This window comes from Christensenella intestinihominis (assembly GCF_001678845.1).
Classification (GTDB): Bacteria; Bacillota; Clostridia; order Christensenellales; family Christensenellaceae; genus Christensenella; species Christensenella intestinihominis.
Window position 1 is genome coordinate 261,199 of sequence record NZ_MAIQ01000003.1, and the last position, 14,435, is coordinate 275,633.

Annotated in this window: 16 protein-coding genes; 15 read left to right on the forward strand and 1 reads right to left on the reverse strand. The window is 58.8% G+C overall.

Annotation, left to right across the window (positions count from 1 at the left end; all coding sequences use genetic code 11):
* Positions 1 to 7 precede the first annotated feature (7 nt).
* The 15 genes from BBD38_RS06315 to BBD38_RS06385 all read left to right on the forward strand — a co-directional run bounded on the left by BBD38_RS06315 (position 8) and on the right by BBD38_RS06385 (position 11,746).
* Positions 8 to 829 carry a hypothetical protein gene (locus tag BBD38_RS06315; protein WP_066685891.1) on the forward strand — a complete coding sequence of 274 codons (822 nt, stop codon included), beginning with the start codon at positions 8 to 10 and terminating at the stop codon, positions 827 to 829.
* The gene (locus BBD38_RS06320; protein WP_066685893.1) at positions 822 to 1,718 is read left to right on the forward strand and encodes a hypothetical protein; all 897 of its coding nucleotides are present in this window, start codon (positions 822 to 824) and stop codon (positions 1,716 to 1,718) included. Before BBD38_RS06315 ends, BBD38_RS06320 begins: the two co-directional genes overlap by 8 nt.
* Positions 1,715 to 2,359, forward strand: a complete 645-nt coding sequence (locus BBD38_RS06325) for an ATP-binding cassette domain-containing protein (protein ID WP_066685895.1) — start codon at positions 1,715 to 1,717, stop codon at positions 2,357 to 2,359. The genes BBD38_RS06320 and BBD38_RS06325 overlap by 4 nt, the downstream gene beginning before the upstream one ends.
* A gap of 124 nt (positions 2,360 to 2,483) precedes the next feature.
* The gene (locus BBD38_RS06330) at positions 2,484 to 3,251 is read left to right on the forward strand and encodes an ABC transporter ATP-binding protein (protein WP_235829104.1); all 768 of its coding nucleotides are present in this window, start codon (positions 2,484 to 2,486) and stop codon (positions 3,249 to 3,251) included.
* Positions 3,242 to 4,765: a COG1361 S-layer family protein gene (locus BBD38_RS06335; RefSeq protein ID WP_147568104.1), complete on the forward strand. Its 1,524-nt coding sequence runs from the start codon at positions 3,242 to 3,244 to the stop codon at positions 4,763 to 4,765. Before BBD38_RS06330 ends, BBD38_RS06335 begins: the two co-directional genes overlap by 10 nt.
* Complete coding sequence (locus BBD38_RS06340) at positions 4,752 to 6,047, forward strand: ABC transporter permease (RefSeq protein ID WP_066685897.1); 1,296 nt, start codon at positions 4,752 to 4,754, stop codon at positions 6,045 to 6,047. Before BBD38_RS06335 ends, BBD38_RS06340 begins: the two co-directional genes overlap by 14 nt.
* Positions 6,048 to 6,245: 198 nt before the next feature.
* Positions 6,246 to 7,286, forward strand: a complete 1,041-nt coding sequence (locus BBD38_RS06345; RefSeq protein ID WP_066685971.1) for an alcohol dehydrogenase — start codon at positions 6,246 to 6,248, stop codon at positions 7,284 to 7,286.
* Between the two features lie 211 nt (positions 7,287 to 7,497).
* The gene (locus BBD38_RS06350; RefSeq protein ID WP_066685899.1) at positions 7,498 to 8,670 is read left to right on the forward strand and encodes an iron-containing alcohol dehydrogenase; all 1,173 of its coding nucleotides are present in this window, start codon (positions 7,498 to 7,500) and stop codon (positions 8,668 to 8,670) included.
* Between the two features lie 17 nt (positions 8,671 to 8,687).
* Positions 8,688 to 9,113, forward strand: coding sequence for a cupin domain-containing protein (locus BBD38_RS06355; protein ID WP_066685901.1), 426 nt, complete (start codon positions 8,688 to 8,690; stop codon positions 9,111 to 9,113).
* Positions 9,114 to 9,233: 120 nt separating this feature from the next.
* The gene (locus tag BBD38_RS06360; protein WP_066685906.1) at positions 9,234 to 9,713 is read left to right on the forward strand and encodes a flavodoxin; all 480 of its coding nucleotides are present in this window, start codon (positions 9,234 to 9,236) and stop codon (positions 9,711 to 9,713) included.
* A gap of 11 nt (positions 9,714 to 9,724) precedes the next feature.
* Positions 9,725 to 9,907: a hypothetical protein gene (locus tag BBD38_RS14815; RefSeq protein ID WP_066685908.1), complete on the forward strand. Its 183-nt coding sequence runs from the start codon at positions 9,725 to 9,727 to the stop codon at positions 9,905 to 9,907.
* 6 nt (positions 9,908 to 9,913) lie between these two features.
* Positions 9,914 to 10,432, forward strand: coding sequence for a flavodoxin (locus tag BBD38_RS06370; RefSeq protein WP_066685910.1), 519 nt, complete (start codon positions 9,914 to 9,916; stop codon positions 10,430 to 10,432).
* Between the two features lie 18 nt (positions 10,433 to 10,450).
* Positions 10,451 to 11,086, forward strand: a complete 636-nt coding sequence (locus BBD38_RS06375; RefSeq protein ID WP_066685912.1) for a class I SAM-dependent methyltransferase — start codon at positions 10,451 to 10,453, stop codon at positions 11,084 to 11,086.
* 26 nt (positions 11,087 to 11,112) lie between these two features.
* On the forward strand, positions 11,113 to 11,436 hold the full coding sequence (locus tag BBD38_RS06380; protein ID WP_066685914.1) for a hypothetical protein: 324 nt from the start codon (positions 11,113 to 11,115) through the stop codon (positions 11,434 to 11,436).
* Between the two features lies 1 nt (position 11,437).
* Complete coding sequence (locus BBD38_RS06385) at positions 11,438 to 11,746, forward strand: hypothetical protein (protein WP_066685916.1); 309 nt, start codon at positions 11,438 to 11,440, stop codon at positions 11,744 to 11,746.
* Positions 11,747 to 11,820: 74 nt separating this feature from the next.
* On the opposite strand, the gene BBD38_RS06390 is transcribed toward BBD38_RS06385, so the two are convergent.
* Entirely contained in the window at positions 11,821 to 14,424 is a 2,604-nt protein-coding gene (locus tag BBD38_RS06390) for a heavy metal translocating P-type ATPase (protein ID WP_082989528.1), read from the reverse strand.
* Between the last annotated feature and the right edge of the window lie 11 nt (positions 14,425 to 14,435).

Sequence of the window (14,435 nt, forward strand, 5' to 3'; positions counted from 1 at the left end):
CAATGAAGTGCAAGCGCTGAGGACAGACTTAAAACGTTCCCTTACCTCGTGGGGGTTTCTCGTAGGGATCATCGGCATGGCGGTGGCGGCATTTTTCGGCGTGTTCGAGCAGATGCTCCCCGTTTTCCAGGGACAGGCGGAGGGCGGGCTTGCGGCCGGGTATTCCATCCAGCTTTCCATCGATTCGCTGAAAACGGACGTGGTGCTGCTGGTGCTGCCCATCCTTGCCGCCCTGCCCTTCACGACCGCCTTTGTGGACGACCATAAAAGCCGTTACCTGCGCGAATACCTTCCGCGCGCGGGCAAACGGCCCTATCTTGTTTCGCGGGTGGCGGCAACCGCGCTTTCGGGCGGGCTGGCGCTCTTTTTGGGCGTGCTCCTCGTCTGTTTCGTGTTTGCCCTGCTCTTCACGCCCATGGAGCTCGTGCCGCAGGAGGCGGAGGAAGCGCTGGGCGGCGCGGCCATGATAGGGGAGCCGGGCGGGGAGGTCGACGTTGCCGCCCAGCTGACCTTTACGGACCTGATGGGGCGGGCGCTTTTGTTTTTCCTGTCCGGGGCGCTGTGGTCCCTTGTGGGCGGGCTGTTCGCAACGCTTACCCAAAGCCGCTATATGGCGTACGCGTCGCCGTTCATCTTTTATTATGTGCTGGTGATCCTCTCGCAGCGGTATTTCAGGGACGCATATGTGTTAAGCCCGCAGGAGTGGCTGAACCCGTCCGGACTATGGAACGCGGGCATTTGGGGCGCGGCCCTCCTGGTGGGCGAGCTCGCGGTTCTTACGGGGATCGGGTATGGGCTTTTGATGCAAAGGAGAATGCAGGATGTCTAAGGTAAAGCAGTCGTGGTCCGTGGCAATGTATAATTTCCGGCAGTGGAAAAAGAACCCGCGCATCGTAGTGACCTTTGCGCTGGCTTTTATCCTCTGTTTCCTGCTCTCGAACAGGGCGGTGCAGTTCGCGCAGGAGCAGGGCACGATCATGCAGCTCGTGGAGGCGTTCGTGTGGACGTTCGGGGACGCGAACAATATCCTCATTTCCTCCCTGCTGCTGGTGCTGCTGTTTGCCGATATGCCCTTCATCTGCGAGGGAACGCCCTTTTACCTGATGCGCACCACGCGCGCGTCGTGGCTTATGGGCCAGATCATCTATATTTGCATGGCGACGGTTCTTTATATGGCGTTTATCCTGCTCGCGACCTCCGCGCTGTGCGCGCACAATTCGTTCATTGGCGACCAGTGGAGCGAAACGGCGGCGATGCTGGGATATTCGGGCGCGGGGGAAGCCGTCGCCCTGCCCGCGTTTGTAAAAACGCTGGAGATGAGCACGCCCTATGCGTGCATGGGGACCATCTTCCTGCTGATGCTGCTGTATACGCTGCTGATGGTGTCCGTCATGCTGGCGGTCAACATCCGCAAGGGGCAGTTTTGGGGCGTAATCAGCGCGTTTTTATTCAGCCTGTACGGGCTGCTCCTAAACCCGCAGGTGTTCGGGCAGATGTTCGGCCTGCCGCAGGAGCTGATGTACAAGGCCAATGTGGCGGTGGGGTGGATGTCGCCCCTGAACCAGGCGACGTACCACATGCATAATTTCGGGTACGACCTGCTGCCCCGGCTGTGGCAGACCTACCTGATTTTCGGCGCGGCGACCGTCCTGTTGTTCCTGACGGCGCTGCGGGGCATGAAGAAATACAATTTCAATTTTACGGGGAGCGGCGTATGAAGGATATTTCAATCAGCGTACAGCATGTGTATAAGGATTTTAACGGCGAAGAGGTGCTGCGGGACGTGCACCATGATTTTGAGTCGGGAAAAATCCACGGCATTGTGGGCAACAACGGCTCGGGGAAAACGGTGCTTTTCAAGTGCATCTGCGGGTTCCTGTTTCCCTCGAAGGGAAGGATTATGGTGGACTACGAGCAGGTGGGGAAAGACATGGATTTTCCGGAGGACATGGGCATTATCATCGAAACGCCGGGCTTTTTGCCCACGCTTACGGGCATGAAGAACCTGCAACTCCTGGCTTCCCTCAAGCGGAAGATCGGGGATAAGGAAATCCGGGAGACGATTAAAAAGGTGGGACTTGACCCGAATCTTAAAAAGCATGTGGCCAAATATTCCCTTGGAATGCGGCAGCGCCTCGGCATCGCGCAGGCGATCATGGAAGACCCGTCCCTGCTGATCCTCGACGAGCCGTTCAACGGACTCGACAAAAAGGGCGTGCGGGATATGCGCGAACTCATCAAGGAGCTGCGCAGCAAGGGCAAGACAATCCTGCTGGCAAGCCATAACGCGGGCGATATTGAAGAGCTGTGCGATACCGTGTGCGAAATGGACGCGGGCATATTGACGACGGTGCGGTAAAAAGGGGTCCCCGCGCAAGCCCAATAAAGCGAAGCGAATGCCTGACGTTCCAAGAGCCGGAGGCGATTGGCAAACGGAAGGTATGCAAAGCGATGGGTTGCGTGGTGAAAAGGAGCGTATGCGTGTGAATACGGGAGGGCAGATGGAGCTTTACGGGGAACAAAAAACGGAACATAGCGGCCTTGGCGGCGGCGCGGAACCTATCATCAGCATCAGGAACCTGGTTAAGATATACAAAACGAAAAAGGTGCGCTTCCGGGCGCTCGGGGGCGTTGACCTCGATATCTGGCCGGGCGAGTTTGTGGCGGTGGTGGGGACGTCGGGCAGCGGAAAATCCACGCTTTTAAACCTTGCCGCGGGCCTCGAAAAGCCGACGGCGGGGAAAATTTTTATCCGGGAAAAACCGATCCATAAAATGAAGGAGGACGACCTGGTGGAATTCCGGCTTAACCACGTGGGCTTCATTTTCCAGAATTTCAACCTGATGGATACGCTCACCACCCTTGAAAACGCGGCGTTCCCGCTGATGCTGCGCGGGATGCCGCCGCTTAAGCGGGAAAAGCAAGCAAAGGCGGTGCTTTCGGGGCTGGGGCTTTCGGGACATCTTGCGCACGACCCGGACGAGCTTTCGGGCGGTCAGCAGCAGCGCGTTTCCATCGCGCGGGCCATTATCACCAAGCCGGAAATTTTGTTTGCGGACGAACCGACGGGAAACCTGGACAGCGAAACGGCGGAGCAGATCATGGAGGTGCTGCGCGAAATTGTGCGGGAAAACGGCACCACCCTGCTGATGGTTACGCACGATATGGAAAAGGCGCGGTACGCGGACCGTATCGTGCATATCGCGGACGGGGAAATTACAAGAATCGAGGAGCGAGGAGAATGGCAATGAAAAGAGGACTTTTGATACTGCTTGCGGCAATCATGGTATTTACGGCGGGAGGAACGGCGCTTGCGGCGGATACGCCCGGTTCGGCAGGCGTGCAGGGGCAGGAAGCGGGCACCGTGCTTTCAATCGACAACAACAACCTGTACCCGGGGATGGACAAACCGTACAGCAGCGGATATATGCCCGCTGTGGCGAATGGCAGCGCGTCCATCGTCCTTCCGCTGATATCGGCGCAGGAGCTGCAGGGCGGCAGCATCAACATGACGGTTGATTTGGGCGACGCGGCCTCCTCGCCTTTTATATTCCAGAATTACGACAAAACGGTGCCGCTGAAGGAACACGCGGTAAATAACGGGGCGGGCAAGGCAAAGGCCTACCTTGTGGACCTTTCCCTGCCGCTCGCGGAGGGCAGGACGAACGGGCGCTATCCCGTGACGGTAAACGTGCAGGGAAAAGCGCTGGACGGGACGCAGTTTGCGCAGGCCTTCACCCTCTATGTGACGGTTGCGGACGGGATTGACCCGAATGCCCCGGCGCCGCAGGACCCGGGCGGTACGGATGTGCCTGCGGGCGATACGGGCGGCGGCGATGCCGGAGGCGGAGACACCGGCGGCGGGGGTTCCGGCGGCGGGGGCGGCGAGGAAGCCAAGCCAAAGCCCAAAATCATGATCGGCAGCTATTCGGTGAATCCGTCCCCCGTGCTTGCGGGGCAGGAGTTCGACCTGTCCGTTACCCTGCAAAACACGAACGACAGCCAGCCGATTAAAAACATGAAGGTTACGGTCAGCGGGGAAACGGCGGATATTATCCCCATGGGTGAAACCAATTCCTTCTACTTTAAAAAGGTGGCGAAAAAGGAAAGCGCCGCCGTGAATACCAAGCTGATGGTGCAGCAGACGGCGGAGCCCAAACCGCAGAAAATATTGCTGCATATTGAATACGAGGGAGACGGGGCGACGGAAATTACCGCGGACGAATCCATTGTGATCCAGGTGAAGCAGCCCGTGCGCATCGAATACGACGAGCCGGAAATCCCGCAGGAGGTCAACGCGGGGGATACGATGTCCGTTTCCATGAACGTGATGAACATGGGCAAGGGGACGGTCTATAATGTGCGCGCGGAGCTTGAAGCGCCGGGCCTTGTGCCCGAGGGCAGCCTGTTCCTCGGCAACCTCGAGAGCGGGGCCTCGAAAAAGGGCGACCTGTATGTATTTGTGGGCACGCTCGATTCCGGAGGGGACGCGGACGCAAAATATGGCTATACGGGCGGGAAGATGACGCTTTCCTACGAGGACGAGTTCGGGGAGGTTGCCACGCAGGAATTCGATTTTTCAACCAACATCAATCCGCCCGTGATTAACGCCCCGCAGGAGGAGGAAGAGGAAGAAAAGCCGGAAACGCAAAGCCAGTGGTGGATTTCCGTCATCATCCTCGGCGCGGTGATCGGCGGCATCTTCGGCATCCGGTACGCCCTGAAACGCAGGAAGCAGAAAGCGGAAGAAAATGAGGACGCCTGATTTATTCAAGCTGGCGCTGATTAATTTAAGCAGGCGCAAATCGCGCACCTTCCTCACCGTCCTCGGGGTGATCGTGGGAACGGCGTGCATCGTTTTGATGCTGTCAATCGGGTATTCCAATTATAAGCAGTTTGAAGGGATGCTGACGGACAACACGGCGCTCACGCGGATCGAAATCGACGATTATTCCCAGTCCGCCATGTCCGGGCGCGGCGGCATCACGGACAGCACGGTGCAGTCCATTGCGGCGATGGAGCATGTGGAGGCGGCGTCCCCCGCGGTCCAGATTCCCGTTACCATCCGTACGGGCGCTTACGAGGCCAATACGCAGGTGACGGGAATCGACCCCGCCGTGCTGGACCTCGAATTCGAGGAGGGTGGAATGTTCGGACAGGGGGGAACCATGCCGGTGCTGGTGGTGGGCGGCGACGCGGTGCAGAATTTCGTCGACCCCAAGAATCCGCCCAATTATGCGGACTGGGAGGAGTTCAGCAAATATTCGCCGGAGATCGACTGGCTGGGGACGGAGATGGAAATGCAGTTCGGGTTTACAAGCGAAGACCCGGAGGTGCCGAAGGGCAGCCTTTACCGCGCGTCGGTTTCCGGGCTGACGAAAAAGGCGCAGTCGCAGGAAAGCGGCAGCATTTACATGGACCTTGCCGTCGCAAGGCGCATGCTGATGGATAACCGGGAGCTTGCGGATTATATGGGCGTGCCGCTGAATTCCTACCAGCAGGTGATCGTGCGCGTGGACGACATGGACAATGTGCAAAGCGTCATGGACGAAATCAAGAAGCTCGGGTACCAGACGTACAGCGAAACGGAATACATTTCGCAGATGCAGGAGGAGCAGGGCCGCCAGCAGGGGCAGCTGTTCGCCATCGGCCTCATTTCCCTGTTTGTATCGGCCATCGGCATTGCCAACACCATGTATGCGAGCATCCTCGAACGGCGGCGGGATATCGGCATCATGAAGGTCGTGGGCATGAAGATCAAAAAAATCCGGCAGCTCTTTTTGGCGGAATCCGCGATGATCGGCCTTTTGGGCGGGCTCGTCGGGCTGGGGGTAAGCTATATCGTGGTGCTTGCGATCAACACGGGAACCGAGCAGACGAGCTTCCTCGGGATGGTTTTTTCCGAAGGGATGAAGGTGGAAATACCCGCATGGGTGGCGCTCGGCGCGGTTGGCATTGCGGTGCTGGTGGGGATTGTGTCGGGCGTTTACCCGGCGCGCAAGGCGACGAAAATGAGCCCGCTCGAGGCGATGCGCAGCGGGAATTAGGCGAAATTCAACAGGAAAACCCAAGGGATATGCGCCCGCGGGCGGGATTCGTTCCGCTTCGGGCGCATATTTCGTTCCGCCGTCCGTTTTCATTCCTGCTTTTGGAAAGGGAGGGAAACCCGCGGAATGACAAAGCGTTCCGTGTCCGCTATAATATAACCAAACGGTACAAGGAGCTGCTTTGAAATGGGCAAGATGATGAAGGCGGTTGTTTTTCAGGAAAAGGGAAGATTTGCGCTGGAAGAGCGCCCGCGCCCGGTATTGCGCGGGCCTGCGGACGCAATCGTCCGGGTGACGCTGGCATCCATCTGCTCGAGCGACCTGCATATAAAGCACGGGAGCGTGCCCCGCGCGAAACCCGGGGTGGTCGTGGGGCATGAAATGGTGGGCGTGGTGGAGCAAATTGGCGACGGCGTGCGCACGGTCCGCGTGGGGGACCGGGTGACGGTCAATGTGGAAACCTTCTGCGGCGACTGCTATTTCTGCCGCCGCGGATTTGTCAACAACTGTACGCACGAGTATGGCGGCTGGGCGCTGGGCTGCCGGATTGACGGCGGGCAGGCGGAGTATGTGCGCGTGCCCCTGGCGGACAACGGGCTCGATGTGATCCCGGAAGGGGCTACGGACGAGCAGGCGCTTTTCACCGGGGATATCCTCGCCACCGGCTATTGGGGCGCGGAGATCGGCGGAATCCGGGAGGGGGACACGGTGCTGGTGATTGGCGCGGGTCCTACGGGCCTGTGCACGATGGCCTGCGCGCGGCTGTACCGCCCGGCCTGCATCATTGCTGCGGACATATGTGAAGAACGGCTTTCCCTCGCGCGGCGCATGGGAATCGCGGATTTGACGGTGAACCCCGCGCGGGAGGACCCGGGAGAAACGGCGCGCAGGCTTACGCAGGGCCGCGGCGCGGACGTCGTATTCGAGGTTGCGGGCGGCGCGGACACCTTTGAGATGGCGTGGAAAGCGGCGCGCCCGAACGGGACGGTGTGCGTGGTTGCCATGTACGGACAGCCGCAGGCATTGCCGCTTCCGGATATGTACGGGAAAAACCTGACCTTTAAAACCGGGGGCGTGGACGCCAATTCCTGCGGGAAAATTTTGGAACTGATCCGGCAGGGCAGGCTCGACACCACGCCGCTGGTGACGCATCGGTTTCCGCTCGGCCGCGCAATGGAGGCGTATACGCTTTTTGAAAGCAAGGCGGACGGCGTCATAAAAGTCGCGCTGGAACCGTAAGATGCTTTCCAGGTATGGAGAAAAATAGAATATAGGGATTAGACCTTAAAAAGCATACCTCTTATCCTTGGGATAGGGGGTATTTTTTATGGGACAGGATATGAATAATTTGTAAACAGCAAAAAGAAGGCCTTGACTTGGAGTTTACTCCAAGGGGTAGAGTTTTTATATAGAGACAAAACCACAAGAAAAAAAACGGGAGGAAAATAATATGAAATACCAGATGTATATACCGACAAGGACATTATTCGGCGCGGGCGAGCTCAACAACCTGAACATCCAGGAAATGCCGGGCAGGAAGGCGATGGTCGTTATTTCAAACGGCAAATCCGTCCGGGAGAACGGCGCGCTTGCGCGTACGGAGGAACAGCTGCACCTGGCCGGGGTGGAAACGGCGGTATTTGGCAAGGTGGAAGCCAATCCGCTTAAATCCACCGTGATGGAGGGGGCGGCGTTCGCAAGGGAAAACGGCTGCGATTTCGTGGTGGCGCTCGGCGGCGGGAGCGTGATGGACGCGGCCAAGATCATGGCGATGATGGCAACCAACCCCGGAGACCTGTGGGACTACGTGGCGGGAGGAACGGGAAAGAACAAGCCGCTTGAAAACAGGCCGCTGCCTGTGGTCTGCATTACCACCACGGCGGGAACCGGTTCGGAGGTGGATGCGTGGGGCGTGGTGACCAACCCGGAAACGCAGGAAAAGATCGGCTGCGGCGGGATGGACAGTCTGTTCCCGGTGCTTGCCGTCGTCGACCCGGAGCTGATGACAACCGTGCCGCCGAAATTTACCGCATACCAGGGCTTTGACGCGCTGTTCCACAGCACGGAATGCTATATTTCCAAAGCCGCGAATCCTATGAGCGACATGGTGGCGCTGACCGCGATCGAAAATATCGCCAAATACCTGCCGGTGGCGGTGATGAACGGCGCGGACCTCAAAGCGCGCGAACGGGTGGCCTTTGGCAACACCCTGTCCGGGTATGTGATGAGCCTCTCGTCCTGCACGAGCGAGCACTCCATGGAACACGCGCTGAGCGCTTTCCACCAGGAGCTTCCGCACGGCGCGGGCCTCATTATGCTTTCCCGCGCATATTACGAATACTTTATTGAAAAAGGCGTTTGCGGCGACAGGTTCGTCCGCATGGCAAGGGCGATGGGCATGGAAGCGGCAAAAAAGCCGGGGGATTTCCTCACCGCCCTCGTAAAGCTGCAGCAGGACTGCGGCGTGGCGGACCTTAAAATGTCCGACTACGGGATTACGCGCGGCGAGCTTGAAGGCCTTGCCGTGAACGCGCGCGAAACGATGGGCGGGCTGTTTGCCGCCGATCCCTGCGAAATGCCGCACGCAGACTGCACGGCAATCTATGAAAGGGCCTACCGGTAAGGAAGGGAGGATAAAAAATGAGCGATCTTTCAAATAGTGTAATTTTTCCAAGGGGCGGGAAGCTGCCCGAAGCGGTCGGTAAAAATTTTACGGGACAGGCGTACCTTGAAATGCTTGCGGAGGGCGGCGGCGAATTTAATTGCCCGATCGGCAACGTGACCTTTGAGCCGGGCTGCCGCAACAACTGGCACAGGCATCCGGGCGGCCAGATATTGCTGGTGACCGGCGGACGGGGCTGGTACAAGGAGGAAGGAAAGCCCGCGCGGGAACTTCGCCCGGGAGACGTGGTTAAAATCCCGCCGGATGTGAAGCACTGGCACGGCGCGGCCAGGGACAGCTGGTTTGTGCACCTTTCCATCGAGACCAACAGCAGCAGGGGCCCGGCGCAGTGGCTGGAGCCGGTGACGGACAGCGAATACGACAGGCTGGACCGGGAGAAATAGACGCCGCACATCCGGCCGCGATGCTTCCGGGACGGGATGGGGCGGCAAAGCCGGCATAGTAGTGCGGGAGGTTCAAAAGAACCCGGCATCGGAACACATCGAAAAGGGGAGAAAATGAATATGAAAAATATATTGATCGCATACTATTCCCATTCGGGGAATACGGAAGAGCTTGCGGAGCTGATCCGCACGGAAACGGGAGGGACCCTGTTTGAAATCAGGCCGAAGGTTCCCTATCCCGCCGCATACCAGGCGGTGGTCAGCCAGGCAAAAGAGGAAATACACGCCGGGTTCCGCCCGGAAATCGGGGAGCCCGTCGATACGGGCGCGTATGACGTTGTGCTCGTCGGCTCGCCGAACTGGTGGAGCACGATAGCGCCCCCGGTCGCGTCGTTCCTCGAAGGCTGCGACCTTGCCGGGAAAACTGTCGTTCCGTTTTGTACGCACGGCGGGGGCGGTATGGCCGGGCTGGCGCGCGCGATGGAGGAACTCTGCCCGGACAGCGAAATGGCGGAGGGCTTTGCCGCCTATGGCAACAGCGGCCCGCGCGCCCGGGACGAAGTGGACGCATGGCTGCGTGCAATCGGCCTGAAGGGCTAAGGGGGATGCGAATGAACCGCGCGGAGAAAGGCAGGCGGAAGAAAAATGAATTATTTGGCGAAGCCCTTTCCGGCGCGGGCGGGCCAGACCCGGAATTGGTCTCGGCCATTATGCGGTGCCTGCCGTATATGGGCTTCCCGAGGACGCTGAACGCGCTTTCCTGCATCAACGAAATCCTGCCGGAGGCAGAGTAGGCCGTTATGCTGTTACCGAAAAGAAGGAAACTACAAAATCCGCATATACTTGTCGCATATTTTTCCCGTTCGGGAAATACGCGCAGGCTGGCGGAGGTCATCTGCCGCCAGACCGGGGGAAGGCTGTTTGAAATACAGCCGCAAAATTCCTACCCGGCGTCATATGAAAAAACGGTGGTTCAGGCCCGCGAAGAAATACAAAAGGGGTTCCTGCCCGCGCTCCTGAAACAGGCGGAAGGCTTTGATCAATATAAAACGGTGTTTATCGGCTCGCCGAACTGGTGGGGCACGCTTGCGCCCCCCGTTGCCTCTTTTCTGGCGGGGCGCGCCGCGGCGGGGAAGATACTCGTACCCTTCTGTACGCACGGCGGCAGCGGCGGCGAAGAAATTGGCGGGGAAATTGCCCGCCTGTGCCCGCAGGCCCGCGTTTTAAGCGCGTTTGAGGCATACGGTCCAAGGGTGAAAACAGGCGCGGTTAAAAAACAGCTGGGCAAATGGCTTCGCCGGATCGGTATGGTACGCTGAACGACTTGGAGGAAACCGATGGATTTTGCAAAGATAAAAAACGGAAGGGCCTACCAGGCGCTGCGCGATCTGTGGATGAAGCGCGGAAAAAAGGAGGACGAACGGCTGGGGGTGGATTTTTCCCTTTGGGAGGAGCCGGAGCAAGCAGGGTTTGATCCAGCCCGCGGAAACCGCTACCAGCCTTCTACGGACGGCCTTACGGAGGTGCTGGGAAGGCTGCCGGTCAGGGAGACAGATGCGATCATCGATATCGGCTGCGGCAAGGGAAGGGCAATGCACCTGATGAGCGCCTTCCCGTTCCGGAGGATAGACGGGATAGACCTGTCGGAGGAGTTGTGCAGGACGGCGCACAAAAATTTCAGCGCGCTCGGCCTTCGGCACTGCCGGGTATGCTGCCGGAACGCGGCGGCATTCGAGCAGTATGACGATTACAATTATTTCTACCTGTTTAATTCCTTTCCGGCGGCGGTGTTCCGCAAGATGCTCAACCACATCCTGTACAGCATCGCAAGGAGGCCGCGGAAGGTATACTTTATTTACCTGAACCCGGTATGCCACGAGGTATTAACGGAAACCGGCGTTTTCCGGCTGCTGTTCCGGAAAGGGCACCCGGTGAAGTGGTTCCGCTATCATTGCTATACCAATGAAATATAAATGCGGCGCGTAATAAATAGTAATATATGCAGGAACAAAAAGAGGATATGCGGGGCAGGCTGTCGGGTGAATGCCGGATGTATGTCATGGTAAAGGCCGGGAATGAAATGCTACACTTTGATTCCGCGGAGATGTATAATGATAAGAAAACGGACTGGGCTTATGCGTGCCAACAGTGGGATGCGCCGCCCGCGCGTATCGACGGCGAAATCCGCGGGGACGATCCGGCTGTCCTCCAGGCAATCGCAAACGGGCAATCGCGGGACGGGATCGCCTATGGGACAGTCAAAAAGAAGGGGATCGGGCAGTATACCCTCGCGTGGAGCTATGCGCCGCAGGAAGGAAAATGAAATGGAACGGGAAACGCCGACACCCGAGCAAAAGAAGTTTATTAAAATCAAGCTGGTGGCGATATGGCTGCCGATTGTGTGGGGTTTGGGCTATTGTTTCACGGCCGTTAATTTTCCCTTTATGTGGCTATGGCTGCCGGACATTGCGTTTGCCGTTATCCAGATGGTTTGCTGCGCAACGGCAATCGCGCTCAGCATCTACTACCTGGCAAATTACAGCAGGACGGATGGGCGGATGATGGCGGCCGTATTATGTATTGCGTTTAACCTGCTTGTATTTACATCCTTTTTGATCGGATGTCTTACGTAAAGGAATGGGGCATTCTGAAACATAAAAACCCGTGGCGGATGAAACCATCCGCCACGGGTTTGCGTTTCCGCGGTTTATGCGTTTTCACAGCTTACGAGCGTATAGCCCGCGTCCGCGATGGCGTCCGCAAACACCTGCCCGGGCACGTCCTTTGAAAGGGTAACGACGGCCTGCTTTTTTTCAAGGTCCACCTCCGCGCCTGTAACGCCGTCAAGCGCCAGGAGCGTTTTTTGCACGTTCATCCGGCAGTGCGCGCACATCATTCCGTCAATCGTCAATATTTTTTTCATCACAGTTTGTCCTTTCGCGTTTTCCGCCGCTTTTGCGGCGGTATTTTGTTCCGCGCCCGAAAGCGCTTTGGACGCGGGAGTTACCGTTTTGTTTTTATCCTTAAAGAACCGGAGCCGCAGCGCGTTCAAGACGACGCAGACGGAGCTCAGGCTCATGGCGGCGGAGCCGATCATCGGGCTTAAACGGATGCCGAACGCCGGGAACAGCACGCCCGCCGCAAGCGGGATGCCGAGCACGTTATAGAAGAAGGCCCAAAACAGGTTCTGGTGGATGTTGCGCACCACCGCCTTGCTGAGGTCGATGGCCGTCGCCACGTCGAACAGGGAATCCTTCATCAGCACCACGTCCGCCGATTCGATGGCGATATCCGTACCCGCGCCGATGGCAATGCCGATATCCGCACGGGTGAGCGCGGGCGCGTCGTTCACGCCGTCGCCCACCATGGCGACCTTGTGGCCCTTCTCCTGGAGCGCGCGCACGCTTGCCTCCTTATCCGCGGGCAGCACGTCCGCAATGGCTTCCTCCACGCCGACCTCCTTGCGGATGGCTTCCGCGGTCACGCGGTTGTCGCCCGTCAGCATCACGACGTGCAGGCCCATCCTGCGGAACCGCTCGATAGCCGCGCGGCTGTCCTCGCGGATGGTGTCCGCCACGGCGATCACGCCGAGGAGGCTTCCGTCCGCCGCAAACAGCAGGGGCGTCTTGCCCTCGCCCGCAAGGCGTTCCGCAATTGCTTTTGCTTCCGTGTTTTCGCGGAGGCCGGATTCTTCCATAAAAGCAAGGTTGCCCGCCACATACCGCCGTCCGTTTACGAGCGCGCGGATGCCGCGGCCCGCCTGTGCCTCGAAGTCCCCGGCGCGGGGCACGCTAAGCCCCTGCGCCTGCGCTTTTTCCACCACCGCCTGCGCGAGCGGATGCTCGCTTCCAGCTTCCGCCGCCGCCGCTTCCGCGAGGAATTCGTTTTCCGTCAGGGAAGAATCCAGCAGCACGATATCCGTGACCGACGGATGGCCGGAGGTAATGGTTCCGGTTTTATCGAGCACAATGGTGTCCACGGAGTGCAGGTTCTCGAGGCTTTCCGCCGATTTAATCAGGATGCCCTGCTCGGCGGCCTTCCCGGTGCCCACCATGATGGCGACCGGCGTCGCCAGCCCAAGAGCGCACGGGCACGAGATGACCAGTACGGAAATGGCGTTTCCGAAGGCGAATTCAAAGCCTTGCCCCGCCACCAGCCACACGATGACCGTCGCGATGGCGATGGCGATCACGACGGGCACGAAGACGCCGCTGACACGGTCCGCAAGGCGCGCGATCGGCGCCTTGGAATTCCCGGCCTCGTCCACCAGCCGTATGATCTGCGCGAGCGTCGTATCCTCGCCCACACGGGAGGCCTCGAACCGGAAGGTTCCGTTTTTGTTGATGGTCGCGGAAATCACGGTGTCGCCGGGGTTTTTCTCCACAGGGACGCTTTCGCCGGTGATGGCCGCCTGGTCCACATAGCCGTAGCCCTCGGTGATGACGCCGTCCACGGGAATGCTTTCCCCCGGACGGATGACAACGATGTCGCCCGCCTGGACCTGCTCGGCGGGAATTACGAGCTCCTCGCCGCCGCGGACAACGGACGCCGTTTTGGGCGCGAGGTCAACAAGCTTGCCGAGCGCGTCCGAGGTCTTGGATTTGGAACGTGCCTCGAGGTATTTTCCTACGGTGACCAGCGTCAAAATCATGGCGGCGGATTCAAAATACAGCGCGTGCGCATATTCGTGCACCAGCGCCATATCGCCGTGCCCGAGGCCGTACGCCATGCGGTACATGGCAAAAATACCATATACCAGCGACGCGCCCGCGCCGACGGCAACCAGCGAATCCATATTGGGGGCGCGGGAAGCGAGCGCCTTGAATCCGTTTTTAAAGAAATGCCCGTTGATAACGATGATCGGGATTGTGATAAGCAGCTGTGTCAGCGCCGAAATCAGCGAGTTTTCCATGCCCACAAGGAACCCGGGCGCCGGAAGCCCCATCATCGGCCCCATCGCCACATACATCAGGGGAATCAAAAGGATAACGGAAGAGATAAGCCGCCGCTTCATTGCCTCGCGGCCGTCGTCCGCGAGCTTTTGCCGGGCTTCCCACTCGCTGCGGAAGCCGCCCTGCCGGGCGCTTTCCGTTTCGCTGCCGTGGAGGGAAGCGCCGTAACCGATTCCCTCCACGGCTTCTATAATTTTTTCCGGGGTCAGCTTCGCCTCGTCATAGGTAACCGTCATGCGGTTGGCGAGCAGGCTGACGTCCACATCGCTCACGCCGGGAAGCTTTTGCACAATGCGGGTAATGTTGGCCTGGCATGCCGCGCAGGTCATCCCGGTGATGTTGAATTTTTCTGTTTTCAAGCTTACCGCCT